This is a genomic window from Mesorhizobium sp. LNJC405B00, assembly GCF_000502615.1.
GTDB lineage: Bacteria > Pseudomonadota > Alphaproteobacteria > Rhizobiales > Rhizobiaceae > Mesorhizobium.
In genome coordinates, this window is the sequence record NZ_AYWC01000016.1 from 21,212 (window position 1) to 33,231 (window position 12,020).

Annotated in this window: 17 protein-coding genes; 5 read left to right on the forward strand and 12 right to left on the reverse strand. The window is 62.9% G+C overall.

Annotated elements, in window-relative coordinates; translation table 11 throughout:
• Positions 1 to 10: 10 nt before the first annotated feature.
• From X756_RS141420 to purL, 3 genes are all read right to left on the reverse strand, one after another.
• Entirely contained in the window at positions 11 to 244 is a 234-nt protein-coding gene (locus X756_RS141420) for a BolA family transcriptional regulator (RefSeq protein ID WP_010909092.1), read from the reverse strand.
• Positions 245 to 343: 99 nt separating this feature from the next.
• Positions 344 to 868, reverse strand: a complete 525-nt coding sequence (locus tag X756_RS141415; protein WP_023669100.1) for a hypothetical protein — start codon at positions 866 to 868, stop codon at positions 344 to 346.
• On the reverse strand, positions 865 to 3,096 hold the full coding sequence (purL, locus tag X756_RS141410; protein WP_023731162.1) for a phosphoribosylformylglycinamidine synthase subunit PurL: 2,232 nt from the start codon (positions 3,094 to 3,096) through the stop codon (positions 865 to 867). The genes X756_RS141415 and purL overlap by 4 nt, the downstream gene beginning before the upstream one ends.
• A 187-nt stretch (positions 3,097 to 3,283) precedes the next feature.
• Between purL and X756_RS1000000169505 the strand changes: the two genes are divergently transcribed.
• Complete coding sequence (locus X756_RS1000000169505; protein WP_023731163.1) at positions 3,284 to 3,448, forward strand: hypothetical protein; 165 nt, start codon at positions 3,284 to 3,286, stop codon at positions 3,446 to 3,448.
• A gap of 30 nt (positions 3,449 to 3,478) precedes the next feature.
• Here X756_RS1000000169505 and X756_RS141405 read toward each other — a convergent pair whose 3' ends face one another.
• Complete coding sequence (locus X756_RS141405) at positions 3,479 to 4,888, reverse strand: PLP-dependent aminotransferase family protein (protein WP_023697572.1); 1,410 nt, start codon at positions 4,886 to 4,888, stop codon at positions 3,479 to 3,481.
• 93 nt (positions 4,889 to 4,981) lie between these two features.
• On the opposite strand from X756_RS141405, the gene X756_RS141400 reads away from it, so the two are divergent.
• The gene (locus tag X756_RS141400; protein ID WP_023700852.1) at positions 4,982 to 5,227 is read left to right on the forward strand and encodes a DUF1127 domain-containing protein; all 246 of its coding nucleotides are present in this window, start codon (positions 4,982 to 4,984) and stop codon (positions 5,225 to 5,227) included.
• A gap of 12 nt (positions 5,228 to 5,239) precedes the next feature.
• On the opposite strand, the gene X756_RS141395 is transcribed toward X756_RS141400, so the two are convergent.
• The 6 genes from X756_RS141395 to X756_RS1000000170445 all read right to left on the reverse strand — a co-directional run bounded on the left by X756_RS141395 (position 5,240) and on the right by X756_RS1000000170445 (position 8,363).
• On the reverse strand, positions 5,240 to 5,884 hold the full coding sequence (locus X756_RS141395; protein ID WP_023731164.1) for a Pr6Pr family membrane protein: 645 nt from the start codon (positions 5,882 to 5,884) through the stop codon (positions 5,240 to 5,242).
• Positions 5,885 to 5,888: 4 nt separating this feature from the next.
• The gene (locus X756_RS141390) at positions 5,889 to 6,299 is read right to left on the reverse strand and encodes a hypothetical protein (protein WP_023669094.1); all 411 of its coding nucleotides are present in this window, start codon (positions 6,297 to 6,299) and stop codon (positions 5,889 to 5,891) included.
• 40 nt (positions 6,300 to 6,339) lie between these two features.
• Positions 6,340 to 7,008 (reverse strand): phosphoribosylformylglycinamidine synthase subunit PurQ, encoded by a 669-nt coding sequence (gene purQ, locus X756_RS141385; RefSeq protein WP_023711489.1) that lies wholly within the window; start codon positions 7,006 to 7,008, stop codon positions 6,340 to 6,342.
• Position 7,009: 1 nt separating this feature from the next.
• Positions 7,010 to 7,252, reverse strand: a complete 243-nt coding sequence (purS, locus tag X756_RS141380) for a phosphoribosylformylglycinamidine synthase subunit PurS (RefSeq protein WP_023669092.1) — start codon at positions 7,250 to 7,252, stop codon at positions 7,010 to 7,012.
• A gap of 88 nt (positions 7,253 to 7,340) precedes the next feature.
• On the reverse strand, positions 7,341 to 8,135 hold the full coding sequence (gene purC / locus X756_RS141375) for a phosphoribosylaminoimidazolesuccinocarboxamide synthase (protein ID WP_023731165.1): 795 nt from the start codon (positions 8,133 to 8,135) through the stop codon (positions 7,341 to 7,343).
• Between the two features lie 105 nt (positions 8,136 to 8,240).
• Positions 8,241 to 8,363, reverse strand: a complete 123-nt coding sequence (locus X756_RS1000000170445) for a hypothetical protein (protein ID WP_280790911.1) — start codon at positions 8,361 to 8,363, stop codon at positions 8,241 to 8,243.
• 47 nt (positions 8,364 to 8,410) lie between these two features.
• Here X756_RS1000000170445 and X756_RS141370 point away from each other — a divergent pair, with 47 nt between their 5' ends.
• Both X756_RS141370 and X756_RS141365 read left to right on the forward strand, forming a co-directional pair.
• The gene (locus X756_RS141370; RefSeq protein WP_023669091.1) at positions 8,411 to 8,731 is read left to right on the forward strand and encodes a DUF1476 domain-containing protein; all 321 of its coding nucleotides are present in this window, start codon (positions 8,411 to 8,413) and stop codon (positions 8,729 to 8,731) included.
• Between the two features lie 184 nt (positions 8,732 to 8,915).
• Complete coding sequence (locus X756_RS141365; RefSeq protein ID WP_023731166.1) at positions 8,916 to 9,689, forward strand: HpcH/HpaI aldolase/citrate lyase family protein; 774 nt, start codon at positions 8,916 to 8,918, stop codon at positions 9,687 to 9,689.
• A gap of 19 nt (positions 9,690 to 9,708) precedes the next feature.
• Here the strand turns inward: X756_RS141365 and X756_RS141360 are convergent, their stop codons facing one another.
• Entirely contained in the window at positions 9,709 to 10,263 is a 555-nt protein-coding gene (locus tag X756_RS141360; protein WP_023731167.1) for an alpha/beta hydrolase, read from the reverse strand.
• Between the two features lie 194 nt (positions 10,264 to 10,457).
• Between X756_RS141360 and X756_RS141355 the strand changes: the two genes are divergently transcribed.
• The gene (locus X756_RS141355) at positions 10,458 to 11,273 is read left to right on the forward strand and encodes a VOC family protein (protein WP_023669088.1); all 816 of its coding nucleotides are present in this window, start codon (positions 10,458 to 10,460) and stop codon (positions 11,271 to 11,273) included.
• A gap of 15 nt (positions 11,274 to 11,288) precedes the next feature.
• Here the strand turns inward: X756_RS141355 and X756_RS141350 are convergent, their stop codons facing one another.
• Positions 11,289 to 12,017: a metallophosphoesterase family protein gene (locus tag X756_RS141350; RefSeq protein WP_023731168.1), complete on the reverse strand. Its 729-nt coding sequence runs from the start codon at positions 12,015 to 12,017 to the stop codon at positions 11,289 to 11,291.
• Between the last annotated feature and the right edge of the window lie 3 nt (positions 12,018 to 12,020).

Genomic DNA, 12,020 nt, shown 5'->3' on the forward strand with positions numbered 1-12,020 from the left:
CAGTCTGGCTTCAGTCCGGCACGCTGGTCTGCAGGGCCAGCGCGTGCAGCACGCCGCCCATATTGCCCTTCAGCGCATCATAGACCATTTGGTGCTGCTGGACGCGGCTCTTTCCGCGGAAGCTTTCGGCCACCACTTCGGCTGCATAGTGATCGCCGTCACCGGCGAGGTCGCGGATCGTCACCTTGGCGTCCGGAATGCCGTCCTTGATCAGTTTTTCGATGTCGTGGGCATCCATTGCCATGGCAAAATCCTGTTCTGGGCGGCTAGGCACGAGTGACTCGGACGGCAGCTTAAAGCCTTTCTGGTCCGGGTTGAAGCCGTTCTGTCGGCGACGCAGTGTCTAAGGGCCATCCTGCCGCGGGTGAACCACACCATCTTCGGTAATGTCGTCGCGGGTCGAGAACCCCCGGCCAAGGCTGAACACCAGGACATAGAGCGGGATGTTGAGCGCCAGGTTGATAATCGGGAGATAGCTGGTCATCTGCCACAAGGGCGAAAAGAATGGTTGGCCATAGCCGTCGCAGATCAGCGATGACCCGTATTCCCACAGCGCGCCGGTAATGACCGCAATGGCAAAGAGCTTGATGCAGGTGGCGACATGCCTTGCGCGCGCCGGGTTCGGCAAAAGGCGGCTCCACAGCACCAGGCAGACGATGGGGATCGCATAGATCAGACTTTGCAAGGCCAGCATCTGCAGTGTGCCATTGGCCGCCTCAATGAACTGGTCACGCCTTTCCAGCAGCGGACAGACCTCGCTCGAGGTCGTCGACAGCAGGAAAAAGACGAACGGCCCGAGGAACCAGAAGAAGAACAGCGACGGCCAGAAGACGACTGCGATCAGCGTCCGGGCTGCCAGGCTGGTCAAATGGACTTGTCCATGAAGTTCGGGAACCAGCCTTCGTGGGCGGCGGTCAATTCGCTGACCGGGATCGCCCTGGCATCGCCGAGCTTCAGTTCGTTTCCACCGGTCGAGCCGATCCATGGCGCAAAGATGCCGAGCTTGCTCTGTTCCTCGCGGATGGCGTCCCATTCCTTGCTCTGCGGATCGACGGACAGCGTCAGCAGGTAGCGGCCCTGGTCTTCGCCGAACCAGACCGGGATCGGGTCGGTGCCGGCGAGCCCCGGAATGGTGGCGCCGATGCCGGACGCCATCGCCATTTCGGCCAGGGCTATCGCCAAGCCGCCATCGGAAAGGTCATGCGCCGCGGTCACGACGCCCGACGCGATCAGCGCGCGCACATGGTCGCCGACGCGCTTTTCGTGCGCGAGGTCGACGTGTGGCGGCGGCCCGTCGGTCCGACCGTGAATGTCTCTGAAATAGGCGGACTGGCCAAGATGGCTGCCCCAGCTTGCGGGTGCGCCGACCAGCAGGATCATCTGGCCCTCGGTGGCGAAGCCGATACGGGTCATCTTCGACCAGTCGGCGATCAGCCCGACGCCGCCGATGGTCGGCGTCGGCAGGATGCCTTGGCCATTGGTTTCATTGTAGAGCGAGACATTGCCCGACACGATCGGGAACCCGAGCGCCCGGCAGGCATCGCCAATGCCTTTCACCGCGCCGACCAGTTGGCCCATGATCTCGGGCCGTTCCGGATTGCCGAAATTGAGGTTGTCGGTGGCCGCCAGCGGCAGCGCGCCGGTGGCGGTCAGGTTGCGCCAGCATTCGGCCACCGCCTGCTTGCCGCCTTCGTACGGGTCCGCCTCGCAATAGCGCGGCGTCACGTCGGAGGAGAAGGCGAGCGCCTTGGTCGGATGGCCTTCGACGCGCACCACGCCGGCGTCGCCGCCGGGAAGCTGCAGCGAATTGCCCTGGATCAGCGTGTCGTATTGCTCCCATACCCATCGCCGCGACGACAGGTCCGGCCCGCCGAGCAGTTTCAGCAGCGCGTCGGCGACATCGGCCTTCGGCGCATCGCCGGCGGCAAGCGCCGCAGGTTTCTTCGGCTCGACCCAGGGGCGGTCATATTCCGGCGCCTTGTCGCCAAGGTCCTTGATCGGCAGGTTGGCGACCTCGTCACCCTGGTGAATGACGCGGAAGCGCAGATCGTCGGTGGTCTTGCCGACAATGGCGAAGTCGAGCCCCCATTTGTGGAAGATCGCCTCGGCTTCCTTTTCCTTCTCGGGGCGCAGCACCATCAGCATGCGCTCCTGGCTCTCCGACAGCATCATCTCATAGGCGCTCATGCGCTCTTCGCGCACCGGCACCTGGTCGAGGTGAAGCTCGATGCCGAGGTCGCCCTTGGCACCCATCTCGACCGCCGAACAGGTGAGGCCGGCCGCACCCATGTCCTGGATGGCGATGACGGCGCCGGACGCCATCAGCTCAAGGCAGGCTTCGAGCAGGCATTTTTCGGTGAAGGGATCGCCGACCTGCACGGTCGGGCGCTTCTCGTCGATCTTGTCGTCGAACTCGGCCGAGGCCATCGTGGCGCCGCCGACACCGTCGCGGCCGGTCTTGGCGCCGAGATAGACGACCGGCAGGCCGACGCCCTTGGCTTCCGACAGGAAGATCGCATCGGTCTTGGCAAGGCCCGCGGCAAAGGCGTTGACCAGGATGTTGCCATTGTAGCGGGCGTCGAAATTGACCTCGCCGCCGACCGTCGGCACGCCGAACGCATTGCCGTAGCCGCCGACGCCGGAAACCACGCCGCTGACAAGGTGCCTGGTCTTGGGATGGTCGGGTGCGCCGAAGCGCAGCGCATTCATCGCCGCAATCGGCCGCGCGCCCATGGTGAAGACATCGCGCAATATGCCGCCGACGCCGGTCGCCGCACCCTGGTAGGGCTCGATGTAGGAGGGATGGTTGTGGCTCTCCATCTTGAAGACGACGCAGTCGCCATCGCCGATATCGACCACGCCGGCATTCTCGCCCGGACCCTGGATGACCTGCGGCCCGGTGGTCGGCAGCGTGCGCAGCCATTTCTTCGAGGATTTGTAGGAGCAGTGCTCATTCCACATCGCCGAGAAGATGCCGAGTTCGGTAAAGCTCGGTTCGCGCCCGACCAGATCGAGGATGCGCTGGTATTCGTCGGGCTTCAGCCCATGCGCGGCTATGAGTTCCGGGGTGATCGGCACGGAATTGGAAATGGTCATGGGCGGCGATTGGTGTCCATGGGAGAGGGGAATTTGAGTCCCCTCATATCGCAAGCTTTGGCGTGATACACCCCATCGGATGACGAAAAACGCCGGAAAACACAAGGCGACGATGGTAGCGGGGCGCCGTTGGGGAACGCTATGGCATCCCGGCCGTTAGGCCTCAAACCAATCAGGAGATTTCGACATGGCCACCAAGCAAGGCAAGAAAGACAATCGCCTCTCCGACAAAGAGGCCATGCATATTGCCGAGACCACCGACGTTTCGCCCAAGCAGGCCAAGGACCTGGCCGCGAAGCACGGCAAGGACAAGGGCGCAAAGGAAGCCAAAAACTTCAAGGCAGAGGGCTGAACCCGAAGATCGGGATACAGGAGGACCCAGTCAGGACGAACTGTCGTAGCCGGCGCGGCCTTCCTCCAGCAGCCGCCGGATCACCGCGACGCCGCCGGTGATGTCCTCGCGCCGCCTTGGCTGCGAGACGCCGAAACGCACGCCGTGAAAAACCTGCTCGGAACGCCCCGCCTTGAACTCGTCCTCGTCGTCGAGGAGCACGCCATTTTCGAGGCATGCGCTCCTGAACGTGCCGGACAGCCAGGGATCGGGCAGCGTCAGCCAGACGAAGGGCACGCTGCCGTGTGACTTGAAGGCGAAACCCGCCAGTGTCTCGCGCACGATGGCGATGCGGGCGGCAATTTCGGCAATGCTGCGTTTGCGGATATCGCCAGCCTGCCCAGACAGCACCAGCCGCGCATTCACCTCCGCCAGCAGGAACGGCATCCCGCCGGTCATCATCTTGTGGGCGACGCGGATGCGATGGCGATAGGCGGGCGGGCAGGAGAGCCAGCCGCCGCGAACACCTGCCGCGACCGATTTCGACAGACCGCCGGCGACAATGGTGCGCTCGGGCGCATATTCGGCAATGAGCGGCGTCGGATCTTCGGTCAGGCCGCCATAGAGATCGTCCTCGATGACGATGACATTGTACGCGCGCGCGACGCGGGCGATCGCCTCGCGGCGCGAAACCGACAGGATCGCCAGCGTCGGGTTCTGCACCGTCGGCATCAGGAAGATCATCTTCGGGTGCTTTTGCGCGCAGACGCGTTCGAAATCCTCGGGATCGAGGCCTTCTTCGTCCGATGCCACCAGTGCTATGCGCCGCCCTATCAGCCCGGCGCTGCGGGCGATCTGCGAATAGGTGAGGTGCTCGAAGACGACATAGTCGCCCGGCGTGGTCAGCGCCGCGATCGCCGCCATCACCGCGGCATGGGTGCCCAGCGTGGGAACGATGGTTTCAGCAGCCGGACGGAACGAATCGCGCGACAGCCAGCGGGCGCCGGCCTCGAACCAGCGCTCCGGAAAATCCCTGGTGTAGCTCGAAATCTCGTGCGGGTGATCCTGCACCGTGCGCGAGAGCATGTCGGCGACAATGGCGCCCTGGCCGATGTCGGGCGCGGCAGTGCTGTCGAAACGCAGCTTGCCGGGCGGCGCATCGACATAGCGCGTGCCTTGCACGGCAGGCTCGGCGAATTCGGGTGACGCTTCCGATTGCTGCGCCAGCACATAGGTCCCGCGTCCGACTTCGCCGCTCACCAGGCCGCGCTCGCGCAGCAGCTGATAGGCTCGGCCGATCGTGCCGACCGTCGTGCCGATATCATAGGCGAGATCGCGCTGCGGCGGCAATTTTGCCCCGGCATCGATGACGCCCTTGTCGATGTCCGACTCGATGCTGTCGGCAAGGCGCTGGTAAAGCGGGCCGGAACCGATGGTGAGGTCAGGGAGCCAATTTGTCATGGTGACAATTCTGTATATTGCACCAGATCGGGTGTCAATGCATATCAGAACCGTACCAAGATGGGTACAATTTGCAAGGTTGGCAGTAAGACAATGGATACAATCGAGACAATCCGCTGCGCGGGCATTGAATTGGTCGGGCCGCGCCCGTCCAGCCGGCGAGGCTTTGTCGGCCGGATCGTGCATGTGGTCAGATCGCTGGCGCGATGGATCGACGTGCTGATCGAGCGCCGTCGCGGCCGCCTGGCTTTGCTCGAAATGACCGACGAGCAGCTCAGGGACATCGGTGTGTCGCGTGACGACGCTCACCGCGAAGGCATCAGGCGATTCTGGGACTGACCCGGAGCCCGGTCAGCGGCGCGCGCCGGATGTTCTTATGCGTGAGACGCCCTTATCGGCAAGCACGGCGAGGATGCACAGCACCAGGAAAACACCGGTGACGGCCAGCGCCGCAAGGGCGACGTTGGCCGCGCCGTTTTTCGCAACGTCGAGGAACGGGTAGGGCACTTCGCCTGCGATCGGTGCGCGCGCCAGCGCATAGGCGAGATAGGCGATCGGATAGGCCATCCACCACGAAATGTCGCTCCAGCGTGTCCTGCCGTCAGCGCCTGCAACAAGCCACCACAGCACGAACAGCACCGGCGTCACATAGTGCAGCAGCACGTCACAGAGCAGGAACAGCCCCTGCGGCTGCCAGAGCTGCGCCAGAACTGTCGCGTAGACGATGAAGACCAGGGCGATGGAAGCCGCCACGCCCGCCCGCATCCGCGGCCCGGCAAAGGCCGGCAGCCAGGCGTAGCCCGAAGGCGACAGCAGCGAGACATGGACCAGCACCGCACCGATGTTGGTCAGGATGGTGAAGAAGCTGAACAGAAAGACGATGGAGCCGAGAAAACTGCGGCCGGCTTCCATCGATGCCGGGATGGTGATGCACGCTTGCAGGACAAGCCCGGCCAGACCGATGATCAATCCCGCAAACTGCAGGAAGCGGCCCATGGCGTCAGGCGGCCGCGTTGCAGGAGGGGTTGCCCGTTTGCCAGCGCGCAATGTCGGATCCGATGCGCGCGCCGAGCGGATCATCCATCAGCGGACCGAACACGTCGACGCGGCTGGAATTGCCTTGCGCCTGGACGACCAGCAGCGGCTTGCCGCCATAATGCTTGGCCGGCACCAGCAGGAAGCGGGGCGTGCCGCTGAACGAATTCAGCTCATTGGCCATCTGATAGGATTTGAAGGCGGGATCCTTGCTGGCGATCCAGCATTTGTGGGCCGATATCGCCACCTGCTCCATGGCCAGCAGCGAAGCGCTCTTGCCCGTGGGGACCGGCGCGCTCTTCGGGCTGGACTGGCAGGACGCCAACGCCAAGCCGGCAGCAGCCAGGGGACCTAGGCGAACAATCGTCAGTCTCATGGTCAACCGCCCCCGCGTTTTTGAAAGTAATTTTGAGATATCAGGCGGCGATGCCGAGCGCGCCTTCGAACAGAGCGCGGCCGTCGCTTCCGCCATGCGCTGCCTCGATCAGGTTTTCGGGATGCGGCATCAGGCCGAGCACATTGCCCTTCTCGCTGACGATACCGGCAATGTCGTTCATCGAGCCATTGGGATTGCTGCCTTCGGCATAGCGAAACACCACCTGTCCTTCGCCTTCGAGACGGGCAAGCGTGTCGGCGTCGGCGAAATAGTTGCCGTCGTGATGAGCCACCGGCGTGCGGATGATCTGACCCGGCTGGTAGCGGCGGGTGAACATGGTGTTGGCGTTCGCGATTTCGAGCTTCACCTCCCGGCAGACGAATTTCAGCGAGGCATTGCGCATCAGCGCGCCGGGCAAAAGGCCAGCCTCGACCAGAATCTGGAACCCGTTGCAGACGCCGATGACCATGACGCCCTTGGCCGCCTTTTCCGCCACCGCCCGCATGACCGGCATGCGCGCCGCAATGGCGCCGCAACGCAGATAGTCGCCGAACGAGAAGCCGCCGGGAATGGCGATCAGGTCCACATCAGGGATTTCGGTGTCGGTCTGCCAGACGGTCGCCGGCGCCTGCCCGGAGATCTTGGTCAGCGCCGCAATCATGTCGCGGTCGCGGTTGAGGCCGGGGAGAAGAACGACAGCTGATTTCATATCAAGCGATCTCCACCGCGTAATTCTCGATCACCGTATTCGCCAGCAGCTTGTCGCACATGGCTTTCAGATCGGCTTCAGCCTTGGCCTTGTCGGTCTCCGAGAGCTCGAGGTCGAAGACCTTGCCCTGCCGCACCTGGCCGACGCCGCCGAACCCCAGTCCGGACAGAGCGTGCTCTATGGCTTTTCCCTGCGGGTCGAGCACGCCGTTCTTGAGGGTGACGGTGATGCGGGCCTTGATCATGCTGGACAGGTTCCTGTTCGAAGACTTAGCAATTCCAGGAAAAGTCTGAAGCGGTTTTTCGTCCGGAATTGCGTCAAGAAATGAAGACTTAGTGCGGCTTGCCTTTGAGGCCATCGGTCGAGGCGACGAGCACCGGGCCGGTCGGGCGCGGCGGCTCGTTCTCGTTCATGATGCCAAGGCGGCGGGCAACTTCCTGATAGGCTTCGACGAGGCCGCCCATATCGCGGCGGAAACGGTCCTTGTCGAGCTTGTCCTGCGTTGCCACGTCCCACAGCCGGCACGAATCCGGCGATATCTCGTCGGCAACGACGATGCGCATCATGTCGCCCTCGAACAGGCGGCCGCATTCGATCTTGAAATCCACGAGTTGGATGCCGACACCCATGAACAGGCCGGAGAGGAAGTCGTTGACGCGGATGGCCAGCGCCATGACGTCGTCGATCTCCTGCGGGCTTGCCCAGCCGAAAGCGGTGATGTGCTCTTCCGACACCATCGGATCGTCGAGCGCATCGGCCTTATAATAGAATTCGATGATCGAGCGCGGCAGAACGGTGCCTTCCTCGATGCCGAGGCGCTTGGACAGCGAGCCGGCGGCGACATTGCGCACCACCACTTTGAGCGGAATGATCTCGACTTCCTTGATCAACTGCTCGCGCATGTTGAGCCGGCGGATGAAGTGGGTCGGAATGCCCATGCGGTTCAGATGGTTGAAGATGTACTCGGAAATGCGGTTGTTGAGCACACCCTTGCCGTCGATGACCTCATGTTTCTTCTTGTTGAATGCGGTCGCATCATCCTTGAAGAACTGGATAAGTGTGCCCGGTTCCGGTCCCTCATAGAGGATCTTGGCCTTGCCTTCATAAATGCGGCGGCGATTTTTCATCTGATTTTTCTCTGGATTTGCGGGCAGGCGGCAAGCGACCAGTTCCTGTCCGTCTGCCTAAATTGGTGCGGCGACGGGTGGGGTTCAATGCCGGGTCTATCCCAATCACAGCGTTTGCTCAATCGGCAAATCCTTTCCATCGACTGCTTTCAGGAATGAAATGCCGCAGCGCAGCAAGTGATGTAGCATATTGACCGGCCCGCGCCCTTTTGGTTTGTGCTGCGGCAACACACATATCCATCGCCAACGCGAATCGATTTCATCGGAGGGAAGCCATGAGCAGCATGAAAGACCGCGAAGAGGGTTTTGAGCGCAAATTCGCCTTCGACGAAGAACTTCGCTTCAAGGCTTCGGCACGCCGCAACAAGGCGCTTGGCCTGTGGGCAGCCGAAAAGCTGGGCAAGTCCGGCACTGACGCCGACGCCTATGCCAAGGAAGTTGTGGTTTCCGACATCGAGGAAGCCGGCGATCACGACGTATTCCGCAAGATCCGCAAGGATTTCGACGCCGCCGGCGTCGACCAGTCGGATCACCAGATCCGCCGCACCATGGACGAACTGATGGCGCAGGCGATCGAGCAGATCAAGAACACCTGATCGGACCGAAACAGGTTCCGCAAAAGCGTTCTGCGATTTGTGACAGAACCTGCGACAAACCTGGAATGACTGGACCAATCGACCGCCCGGCTCAGCCGGGCGGTTTTTCTTTGCCTTTCAGCCTTTTCCGGCTGAAACTGTGCGTAGGCCTGTTACAAGGCTCTACCCAACGAGGAAAGCACCCATGTCCCTGAAGTCACGCCTGGCGGCGGATGAAACGCTGTTCACCGCCTGGTCCGGCGTTCCGGACGGTTTGACGGTCGAAATCATCGCCAAGCAGGGTTTTGACGCCGTCACCCTCGATATGCAGCATGGCGGACACCACGAAGCCTCGGTCTTGCGCGGCCTGGTGCCGGTGCTGGCCGCCAACAAGCCGGCGCTGGTGCGCATTCCGGTCGGCCGCTTCGACATGGCCAGCCGCGCCCTCGATTTCGGTGCCGAGGCGGTGATTGCACCGATGGTGAATTCGGTGGCCGATGCAAAACTCTTTGCCGCGGCGATGAAATATCCGCCGATGGGCGAGCGCTCCTGGGGCCCGACCTATGCTTTTCCGCGCCATGGCAAAGGCGACCACGCCGAATGGCTGCGCGACACCAATCAACGCACCATGGCCTTTGCCATGGTCGAAACGCGCGCCGCACTCGATGCGCTGGACGGCATCCTCGACACGCCGGGCATTGACGGCATCTTCCTCGGCCCATCGGATTTCTCCATCGCCTGGTCGAATGGCGCCACCGTCAATTCGACGCTGGAAAGCATGATGGAAACCGTCGCCTCCATCGCCGAGCGGACGCGCAAGGCGGGCAAGCATGCGGCGATCTACGTCGTTGAGCCGGCGATTGCCGGCCGCGTCGTGGCGATGGGCTACCGGCTGCTGGCGATGGGCTCGGACCATACGCTGATTTCGCTCGGCGCAAAGACACTCATCAAAAGCATGAACGATTCGATCAAGGGCTGAGGCGTGGTGCCTTGCCCGGTCAGGCCTTGAGGTCGGTCAGGAACTTCGCGAAGGTCATCGACCCCTCCGGCCACGGGCCGAAGCCGGCATCCTCATTGAGGTGACCGGTTTCGCCGGCATCGATGAACAGCGAACCCCAGGCAGCGGCAATGTCCTCGGCAACCTCGAAGGCGCAGAACGGATCGTTGCGGCTGGCGATGACGATGGACGGGAAGGGCAGCGGTTCGCGTGCATAGGGGCCAAAGGTCATCAGGTGACGCGGCCTTATCTCCGGGTTGGCGACGTCGGGCGGCGCGACAAAGAACGCACCGGCGACCGGCTTCCTGAACTGCGGAATGGCCTGCACCGCGGCCGCCACACCGAGCGAATGGGCAACGATCACCACCGGCCGCTCGGCCTGGTTGACGGCGTTCGCCACGCTCGTCGTCCAGTCCTCGCGCACCGGCTTCGACCACTCCGCCTGCTCGACCCGACGCGCTGTCGACAGTTTCGACTGCCAGCGTGTCTGCCAGTGTTCAGGGCCGGAATTGGTGTAGCCCGGCACGATCAGAATATCTGCGTCTTTGACTTTCATGGCGCTGAGATAGCGAGCGGCCGTGTCTCGTGCAACCCGCGCTGACGCATGCGGTGCATCACAATTGTGAACAACCTGTTCGATTCTTTCCATCTTGTGTGAACGATCAGGATCGACGATTTGAGGCAGGAAGAGATGGACGACAGAATAGACTGGTGGCGCGGCCTGGGATAATGCGCTGAACGGAGAGTTTTATGAGCGAACTGCCTTTTGCCGCGACGACCCCCGTCAGCGTGTCACGCGTGGGCCTGAAGGCGCGCGACGCCGAAGGACTTGCCGATTACTACCGGGCTGTTGTCGGCCTGCAGGAATTGAGCCGCGCCGATGGCGCCATCACGCTGGGCGCTGCCGAGCGCCCGCTGCTGGTCATCGAGCCTGACGCAGCGGCCAAGCCCGACGATCCGCGCAGCGCCGGCCTTTTCCACACCGCTTTCCTTCTGCCCAGCCGCGCCGATCTCGGCCGTTGGATAAACCATGCCGCCGCCAACAAGATCCGCATCGAGGGCGCCTCCGACCATCTGGTCAGCGAGGCTTTGTACCTGACCGACCCCGAAGGCAACGGCATTGAAATCTATAGGGACCGTCTGCCGCAGGAGTGGAAGTGGAACGGCGACAAGATCGCCATGGCGACCGAGCGGCTGAATCTGGCCGCCGTGGTTGGCAGCGTGCCGGCCGGTGACGCCGGCTGGCAGGGCGCGCCGCAAAACAGCATTATCGGCCATGTCCATCTGCGCGTCGGCCGGCCGGAAGATGCCGAGGCCTGGTGGCACGACGAATTTGGCTTCGACACGGTCGCTAAGTATGGAGGGCAGGCGGTGTTCCTGTCGTCGGGAGGCTACCACCATCATATCGGTGGCAATTCGTGGCACAGCGCCGGCGCCGGGCGCCGCGATCCGTCCCGCTCAGGGCTGGCCTGGGTCGAGATGCGCTCGGACAAGACAACCGCTGAAACCACGCGGGAAGATCCGTGGGGCACGGTGATCCGCACCGTGCCGGGCGCCGCCGGCTGAGCGCCCGCTCGGTTCTTACAAGGAATTGGGGGCGTAGCCCGTCAGCAGCCCATGCGCCCAGTTGTCGAATCCGGTCGCCGTGGCGCGGCCGGATGCTTCGGTCCAGTCATAATTGACCACGTGATGGCTGAACGACCATTGTCCGTCCTTGCGCGTCGCGATGGCGTAGCGGGCATGCGGACTGCCGGTCACGGTCAGGCCGGGGAATGCCTGGACGCCGACGCTGCCCGGATTGAGGATTGTCCGGTTGTCCGACAAGCGCACAACGCGTGGCGTATGTGTATGGCCGCACAAGGTCAGCCCGGCGCCGGCGCTGCCGAGCTTGTGCCTGATCTGCTTTTCATTGGACGGGTGGAAGTGGCTGCCTCCATCTTCCTCGAGCAGGAACACGTTGTCGTCACTCGGGCTGCCGTGGCAAAGCAGGATGTCCGGGGCAGGCGACAGGGCGACCGGCAATGCCGAGAGCCAGGTCAATGACGCCTGGGACAGGCGTTGGTGAGTGAAAGCATCGACGTCTTCCAACCCGGAAGCAGGCAGCTCGACCAGCACACGGTCGTGATTGCCGCGCACGGTCGGCCAATTCTGCGCCATCAGATATTGCGCGGTTTCTTCCGGCCATAGCGGCCCGGAAAGACAATCGCCCAGATTGACGATTATGTCGGGAGAAGCGTCTTTGATCTGCGCATGAACCGCCTCAAGCGCGCGCAGATTCCCATGGATGTCGGAAAGGACAGCCAGCCGCATGGA